The sequence below is a fragment of the Roseibium sp. RKSG952 genome, assembly GCF_009711355.1.
This window is the reverse complement of the sequence record NZ_SMMF01000768.1, coordinates 1-8253: the sequence shown is the minus strand read 5'-3', so window position 1 is coordinate 8253 and position 8253 is coordinate 1. Positions and strand designations below refer to the sequence as shown.

Genomic DNA, 8253 nt, shown 5'->3' with positions numbered 1-8253 from the left:
AAGGGCCGCCGCCCGCCAATCGTGCTGTCCGCACTCGTCCTCGCACTTGCCATCTCCGCCATGCACTATACGGCCATGGCCGGAACGACCTACTCAGCTCTTGTTTTCCAAGGAACCGGAACCGCGCCTGCGCTGAGCCCGGGCATGCTGGCTATACTGGTGTCCTGTGTCGCGTTTCTGGTCTCCGGGCTTTTTCTTCTGGCTCTTGTCCCATCGAAAAAATCTCTGACCCAACCAACGGAAAACACAACCGGCACCCCGTCTCTGCGCGAGCCCCCGTTGTCAGAGCCCGCACTTTATGAGAGGGACGCTACACCAAACAAGGGTATTGAAACCGGTTCAGTCAACCGCCCGGCCTCGGGTCTTCAATCAGCCAGCTCAACAGCCCGCGCCTCCGCCAACACCACAAACCAGACCCTACCGATCGAAAGCGACGGACACCGGAGCCAGATCAGGGCCACGGATGTCGTCGCGATCCATGCAGATGCCCACTACACGCGGCTCTATGATGGCCACCGCGAGTTCTTTTGTCCGTTATCGATCAGCGAAGCGGAACACCAGCTGGACCCGAAACTGTTTTCGCGGGTGCATCGCAGTCATATCGTCAATTTGAGCCGTGTCGTGAGTTTACGGCGTGCCGGCGATGGCGGCCTGCTTGTTCTGGGCGGAGAGGACACGGCCACCGTTCCGGTAAGCCGCGCCCGATGGCGGCGGGTCCGGACCCGGTTGACCGTCCGGTTGGAAAAGGCAGACCTCAAAAACCAGCCGGACGCCGCTCAGTAGGGATTTTGGTCAGATTCTGGAGAACCGACCGGTTGCCCCCAATTCCCGCGCTCGCCGATCGTCGGTCAGCACTCCGCTGCATCCGTTTTCTGCGTGAAATACGTCAGGTCCACTTACGCTGTTCGTGCAAGAGCGGCCGTCACTGGTGCATTCCGTAACGCAACTCGTGCAGGTTCGCTTGTGAGTGCGCCGCACCAATCCGCATTCTGTCGTGACGCAATGGAAGCCTCGAAAAGGCCGCCAATTTCACGTGCCGGAACACACAAGTTCTTTGGGAGGAGCCAATGTCTTCCGGCACCAGTCCGAAACCGGATTGCGTGACGAGGGAGAGAAACGTGATTCCTGGCGAATTCACTTATCATCGGCCATCTTCGGTGGCTGAAGCCGTGGCGATACTGGCAAATCATGGCGACGAAGCAAGACCGTTGTCCGGCGGGCACAGCCTGATCCCCATGATGAAATTGCGCATGGCAGCGCCCGAGCATCTCGTCGATCTTGGCGGCATTGCAGCGCTCAAGGGGATGTCGGAGGACGAGAACGTCATAACCATCGGTGCGATGACCACCCAGCACGAGCTGATCAATTCCGAGCTGTTGAGCGCGAAACTGCCGATCATCAGCGAAACATCCTTGCTGATTGCCGATCCGCAAATCCGCTACATGGGGACGCTCGGAGGGAATGTTGCAAATGGCGACCCGGGCAATGACATGCCGGGCCTGATGCAGTGCCTCGACGCGTCCTATGTGCTGACCGGACCGGACGGGGAGCGCGAGGTCAAAGCGCGTGATTTCTACGAAGCAGCCTATTTTACCGCCCTCGCCCCCGAGGAATTGCTGAGCGCGGTCAAGGTCCCCGTTCCGCCTGCGGGACATGGCTATGCCTATGAAAAACTGAAGCGCAAGGTCGGTGACTACGCCACTGCCGCGGCAGCCGTCATCCTGACCATGAGCGGCACGACGGTCGAGACCTGTTCCGTGGCCTTGACCAACGTCGCCGACACTCCGCTTTACGCAGCCGACGCAAGCCGCCTGCTGACCGGATCAACGCTGGATGCAGACACGATCAGCCGAGCTGTTGCCGCTGCCGAAGCCATTACCGACCCGGCTTCAGACGGGCGGGGTCCGGCAGAATACCGCACAAAAATGGCCGGTGTCATGATGCAGCGGGCACTTGCCCGCGCAGCTGAGCGCGCAAACGCCTGAACCGGGCCCGAAGGAGAAACGTGATGAGCGATATCGAGCAGGTTCCGGTCACCATGACCGTCAATGGCAAGAAAGTGCAGCGTTTTGTCGAGCCGCGCACACTTCTGATCCATTTCCTGCGGGAAGAGCTGAACCTCACCGGCCCGCATATCGGATGCGAGACGTCCCATTGCGGTGCTTGCACCATCGACATGAACGGCATGTCGGTGAAGGCCTGCACGCTTTTTGCCGCCCAGGCCAACAACGCCGAACTGACAACCATAGAAGGCATGGCCAATCCGGACGGAACCCTGTCGGCCCTTCAGGAAGGCTTCCGCCAGATGCATGGCCTGCAATGCGGCTATTGCACGCCGGGCATGATCATGCGCGCCCATGTGCTGCTGAAAGAGAACCCCAATCCGAGCGAGGATGAAATCCGGATGGGCATTTCCGGAAACCTCTGCCGTTGCACCGGCTATCAGAACATCGTCAAGGCGATCCAATATGCCGCTGCCAAGCTGAACGGCGAAGACTTTCAGGAGGCTGCAGAATGAATGACATGACCCCGACACGGGAACAGCGCGAGGCCGCCCTGGAAGGCATGGGCTGCAAGCGCAAGCGCGTCGAAGACATCCGTTTCACACAAGGCAAGGGCCAATATGTCGACGACGTTAAATTGCCCGGCATGGTGTTTGGCGACTTCGTGCGCTCACCTTACCCGCATGCGAAGGTCGTCAGCATTGACGCCGCTGAAGCGCTGAAACTGCCAGGGGTGATTGCGGTTCTGACGGCAGAAGATCTCAAGGGCGTCAATCTGGCCTGGATGCCGACACTCGCCGGCGATGTCCAGATGGTGCTCGCCGATGGCAAGGTGCTCTACCAGAATCAAGAAGTCGCCTTTGTGGTCGCGGAAAACCGATATATTGCCGATGATGCGATCCAGCTGGTCGAGGTCGAATATGAAGAGCTGCCCGTTCTGACCGACCCGTTCAAGGCCATGGACCCGGATGCGCCGGTGCTGCGCCCGGATCTGGACGGCAAGAGCGAAGGCGCACATGGCCCGCGCAAACATCACAATCACATTTTCGAATGGGAAGTTGGGGACAAAGATGAAACCGCGAGGGCGTTCGCCGATGCCGACGTCACCATCAAGGAACTGATTTCCTATCACCGCACCCACCCCTCACCGCTTGAAACATGCCAGTGCATTGCCTCGATGGACAAGGTGAAAGGCGAGCTGACCGTCTGGGGCACCTTTCAGGCGCCCCACGTGATCCGCACCGTCGCCTCGCTTCTTTCGACCATCCCGGAACACAAGATCCATGTGATTGCGCCAGATATCGGCGGCGGGTTCGGCAACAAGGTCGGCGCCTATCCGGGCTACATCTGCTCGATCGTGGCATCGATCGTCACCGGCGTTCCGGTGAAATGGGTCGAGGACCGGATGGAAAACCTCTCCACCACCTCCTTTGCCCGCGACTACCACATGACAGCGGAAATTGCCGCCAAAAGCGACGGCACGATCACCGGTCTGAAAGTGCATGTGCTCGCCGATCACGGCGGTTTTGATGCCTGTGCCGATCCGTCCAAGTGGCCGGCCGGCTTCTTCAACATCGTCACCGGGTCCTATGACATCCCGGCCGCCCATCTGTTGGTCGACGGGGTCTACACAAACAAGGCCCCCGGTGGTGTTGCCTATCGCTGCTCCTTCCGGGTGACGGAAGCCGCCTATTGCATTGAGCGGGCAATGGACATTCTGGCGCAAAAGCTCGGCATGGATCCGGCAGATCTGCGCATCAAAAACTTCGTCAAGCCAGAACAGTTCCCCTACCACTCGGCACTCGGCTGGGAATATGACAGCGGCGATTATCATACCGCCATGCAAAAGGCGATGGAGACGGTCGACTACCACGCATTGCGGAAAGAGCAAAAAGCCAAGCAAGAGGCTTTCAAGCGTGGGGAAACCCGCGAAATCATGGGCATCGGCATTTCTTTTTTCACCGAGATTGTCGGGGCGGGCCCGTCCAAGAACTGCGACATTCTGGGCGTTGCCATGTTCGACAGCGCTGAAATCCGGGTCCATCCGACCGGCTCTGTGATTTCGCGCATGGGCACCAAGAGCCAGGGTCAAGGCCACGAAACCACCTGGGCGCAGATCATTGCAACCGAAATCGGCATCCCGGCGGATGATATCACGGTCGAGGAAGGCAATACCGATACGGCGCCCTACGGTCTGGGCACCTACGGGTCACGGTCCACGCCGGTGGCAGGGGCTGCCATCGCACTGGCTGCGCGAAAGATCCGGAACAAGGCGCAGATGATTGCGGCCCACATGCTGGAGGTTTCGGAATACGACCTTGAATGGGACGTTGACGGGTTTCAGATCAAGGGCAATCCCCAAGCGCGCAAGACCATGAAGGAAATCGCCTGGGCCTCCTACAACGCCCCGCCTCCGGGCATGGAACCGGGTCTTGAGGCGGTCAGCTACTATGATCCACCCAACATGACCTACCCGTTCGGCGCTTATATCTGCGTCATGGACATTGATGTCGATACTGGCGTTGCAAGGACTAGGCGCTTTTACGCCCTTGATGACTGCGGCACGCGCATCAACCCGATGATCATCGAGGGACAGGTGCATGGCGGCCTGACCGAAGCCTTCGCCATCGCGATGGGCCAGGAAATCCGCTACGACGACATGGGCAATGTCATGGGCGCATCCTTCATGGATTTCTTCCTGCCCACGGCTGTCGAAACGCCGCATTGGGAGACGGACTATACGGTCACGCCAAGTCCGCATCATCCAATCGGCGCAAAGGGCGTCGGCGAGAGCCCGAATGTCGGCGGCGTTCCGGCATTCTCCAACGCGGTCAATAATGCTTTCCAGTTCCTGGGCAACACGCATATCCAAATGCCCCATGATGCCTGGCGGGTGTGGCAAGCGGCCAAGGACTTGGGAGCACACGGTTAGAAAACCGGCCAGCCCGCTTAAAATTTGCGGCGGGCCGGTCACTTGTCACTGGGGCTCTGGGGCTCTGGGGCACTGCGACTCTGGGGCTCTGGGGCTTGCGAATTCGCCTTGGAAAAAATCCGGCAGCAAACGGTTCAAGATGACAAAGACCAAGGAACAACTGGCAAAAGCCCTCGCGGAAACCGGCTATATCGCCGATGACGGGCTCGCGACCGCACTTGTCCTGACCGAGATGTTGAACCGCCCCTTGCTTCTGGAGGGCGAGGCAGGCGTCGGCAAGACCGAAGTCGCCAAGGCGCTCGCCAAACTGGAGAACACGGACCTCATCCGGCTTCAATGTTATGAAGGGCTGGACCGGCCCGATGCCATTTACGAATGGAACTACCAGCGCCAACTGCTGGCGATCAAGGCACGTGAAGGCTCAGGTGCCGATGCGGACGCGGTCGAAGAAGCCGTGTTTTCCGAAAAATACCTTTTGGAACGCCCGCTTCTGGCCGCGATCCGGCAAGATCGGCCGCCAGTTCTGCTGATTGACGAAATCGACCGCGCCGACGAAGAGTTCGAGGCTTTCCTTCTTGAGCTCCTGTCGGATTTTCAGGTGTCGATCCCCGAGCTTGGAACGGTCACGGCGACCAGCATTCCCCGCGTTGTGCTGACGTCCAACGGCACACGGGAACTCTCCGATGCGCTGCGCCGCCGCTGTCTTTACCACTATATCGACTATCCGGCCCCGGACCGGGAGGCCCGGATCCTGCTGGCCAGACTGGAGGGGATCGATGCAGCGCTTGCCCTCCAGATTGCAGAGCTGATGGGCAAGCTGCGCAAGGAGGACCTCGCCAAGGTTCCAGGTGTCGCGGAGACCATTGACTGGGCTGCGGCCCTTCTGGGACTGGGAGCCGGAAACCTGCACGACAGCCGGGACCTCGTGTTCGAGACGCTTGCGTGCGTATTGAAGACGCGGGAAGACACAGCCCGCATCACGCGTCAGGTCACCGACAGGCTGCTTGGAAAGGTTGCCTGAGCCATGCCGGACCGCGCCCTTGAAACCATCGCAGATATTGGCCCGGCCCTCCGGCTGAGGCTAGCAGGATTCCTGCAGTCGTTGCGCGACAGCGGATTCAAGGCCGGGCTCGGCGAAAGCGAAGACGCGCTCCGGCTTCTCGCAACACCGTTCGCCCGCAGGCACACGACACTCAAACCCGCGTTCAGGGCCCTGTTTTGTGGACGACTGTCGGACTGGCAGAAGTTCGACGAACTGTTCGAGGCTTACTGGCTCGGCAAAGGCGTGAAATCCGGTGTCAGACTGTCCGGCTCCAGCCGGAAGCCCGGCGCGAAAACCATTCGAGAGCTGATGGACGCGCAAAGCAACCGGCAGGACGCGCTCCCAAGCGACGTCGAACGGCAACCGGGCGAAGACGACGAGGATAACAGCGACCAAACCCCGGCAGGCCGCCGCGAAGGCGCAAGCCTTGTCGAAAATCTCGGCGAGACAGATGTCCGAATGATCAACGATCCGGACCAACTCGCCCGCGCTCATGCGCTTGCCGAGCGACTCGCCAGGGCCATGCGGGTGAGACTCACGCGGCGCGAGCGGCAAAAACGGAAAGGGGCACAGCTGGATCTGCGCCGGACAATCCGCCATTCAATATCGCATGGTGGCACGCCAATCGACCTCGTGCGCAAGGGACCTCGCGAACGGCAATTGCAGCTTGTGATCCTGCTTGACGCCTCCGGGTCAATGAACAGCTACACAGGGATCTTCACCCGCTTCGTCCATGGTCTTCTCGACAATTTCCGGGAAGCTGAAGCTTTCCTGTTCCACACAAGACTGGTTCATGTCTCCTCCGCATTGGCCGAGCGCGATGCCGGGCGGGCGCTCGATCGCCTCGGACTGATGGCGCAGGGGATTGGCGGCGGAACCCGGATTGGCGGCGCGCTGGCCGATTTCAACCGCTGGCACGCCGCCCGGGTGATCCATTCCAGAACCTGCGTGATGATCCTGTCGGACGGCTACGATACCGGGACCCAGTATCATCTTGGGCAGGAACTCCAGAAGCTGCGGCGGCGTTGCAAACGCATCATCTGGCTGAACCCGATGATCGGCTGGGACGGCTACGAGCCAGCAACAGACGGCATGCAGGCCGCCCTGCCCCATATCGATCTGTTCGCACCCGCCCACAATCTCGACAGCCTCGCGAGCATCGAACCCTATCTGGCGAGGCTGTGAGGCGATGGGAGACACGCAGATGAGACACACGGACCCGGCAGCAGACGCACCCCATGCACCGGTGCTTCCAAACAGCCTCCCCGACCTGACAAAGCACCTGCAGGAAGCGCATCATCCCTACGTCCTGGCAACAGTTGTGCGAACGATCTCGGTTACGGCTGCAAAAGCCGGCGCCAAGGCCGTCATTCTCAAGGACGGCACCATACAAGGCGGATGGATTGGCGGCGGCTGCGCCCGTGCGGCCGTGATCAAGGCGGCACAGGCAGCCCTGATTGACGGAGAAACCCGACTGGTTTCTATCCAGCCCGAAGACCTGCTGGCAGAACACGGGGTCGCACCGGGGGACGTGCGCGAAGGCGTCCAGTTCGCAAAGAACATGTGCCCCAGTCAGGGTACCATGGATATTTTTATAGAACCGGTCCTGCCACGGCCCGAACTGGTGATCTTTGGTGCAAGCCCGGTTGCTCTTGCCCTCTCGGCACTTGCTCCGGCAATCGGTTTCGATTGCATTGCTTGTGCCCCGCCGGAAGATCACTGGCTTTTTCAGAACAAGCACACAGTGATTCCCGGATATGACGCGGTTCCCGAAAGCAACGCCCTGCGTTTTCTGGTGGTCTCGACCCAGGGCAAGGGCGACCTTGCAGCGCTCGCCGCAGCCCTTCCGCTTGCTTCACGGTACCTCGCCTTTGTCGGCAGCCGGCGCAAGACGGAAGCGCTTTGCAAGAAGCTGAAAGACGCCGGGCATACACCAGACGTACTGGACCGGATCAAGGGCCCCGCCGGTCTGGATCTCGGCGCCATCACACCAGAGGAAATCGCCCTGTCAATTCTGGCCGAACTCCTGAAAGTCCGGCGTCAAGACCAGAGGCAGGCCCTAGAAACGACAGACAGCCAAAAGACCCGGGAAAGGACATCATGACCGGACTGCTAATACGATGCGCATCGTCAACGGCCCATGAACTACGCGCGGACAAATCCCTCATGCTCGCCCTTGGAACCGGGAGTGCCTTGACCGTGTTTCTGGCGGCCGTCCATGCCTGCTGCATCGGACCCGCCAACCTGCAATTTGATAGCCTGCTTCAGATCTGTGG

Annotated in this window: 7 protein-coding genes; all 7 read left to right on the top strand. The window is 60.2% G+C overall.

The genetic code is table 11. The features are described 5' to 3' along the window. A partial coding sequence (locus E1297_RS06075; RefSeq protein WP_196223214.1) for a LytTR family transcriptional regulator DNA-binding domain-containing protein occupies nucleotides 1-783 on the top strand: 783 nt, incomplete at its 5' end. 335 nt (nucleotides 784-1118) lie between these two features. Continuing rightward, on the top strand, nucleotides 1119-1985 hold the full coding sequence (locus E1297_RS06070) for a xanthine dehydrogenase family protein subunit M (RefSeq protein ID WP_368669468.1): 867 nt from the start codon (nucleotides 1119-1121) through the stop codon (nucleotides 1983-1985). 32 nt (nucleotides 1986-2017) lie between these two features. Continuing rightward, nucleotides 2018-2518, top strand: coding sequence for a (2Fe-2S)-binding protein (locus E1297_RS06065; protein WP_368669469.1), 501 nt, complete (start codon nucleotides 2018-2020; stop codon nucleotides 2516-2518). Next, a complete protein-coding gene (locus E1297_RS06060) occupies nucleotides 2515-4935 on the top strand; it encodes an aerobic carbon-monoxide dehydrogenase large subunit (protein WP_155135264.1) in 2421 nt (806 codons plus the stop codon). Before E1297_RS06065 ends, E1297_RS06060 begins: the two co-directional genes overlap by 4 nt. Nucleotides 4936-5074: 139 nt before the next feature. Continuing rightward, nucleotides 5075-5956: a MoxR family ATPase gene (locus E1297_RS06055; protein WP_155135262.1), complete on the top strand. Its 882-nt coding sequence runs from the start codon at nucleotides 5075-5077 to the stop codon at nucleotides 5954-5956. A gap of 3 nt (nucleotides 5957-5959) precedes the next feature. Next, entirely contained in the window at nucleotides 5960-7162 is a 1203-nt protein-coding gene (locus tag E1297_RS06050; RefSeq protein WP_155135260.1) for a VWA domain-containing protein, read from the top strand. Nucleotides 7163-7181: 19 nt separating this feature from the next. After that, nucleotides 7182-8081 carry an XdhC family protein gene (locus E1297_RS06045; RefSeq protein WP_209015662.1) on the top strand — a complete coding sequence of 300 codons (900 nt, stop codon included), beginning with the start codon at nucleotides 7182-7184 and terminating at the stop codon, nucleotides 8079-8081. Nucleotides 8082-8253 lie beyond the last annotated feature (172 nt).

What these genes read in the sequence shown, in the direction of transcription:
- E1297_RS06050 (WP_155135260.1), top strand. Translation starts at nt 5,960, where the DNA reads ATGCCGGACCGCGCCCTTGAAACCATCGCAGATATTGGCCCGGCCCTC.
- E1297_RS06060 (WP_155135264.1), top strand. Translation starts at nt 2,515, where the DNA reads ATGAATGACATGACCCCGACACGGGAACAGCGCGAGGCCGCCCTGGAA.
- E1297_RS06045 (WP_209015662.1), top strand. Translation starts at nt 7,182, where the DNA reads ATGAGACACACGGACCCGGCAGCAGACGCACCCCATGCACCGGTGCTT.
- E1297_RS06055 (WP_155135262.1), top strand. Translation starts at nt 5,075, where the DNA reads ATGACAAAGACCAAGGAACAACTGGCAAAAGCCCTCGCGGAAACCGGC.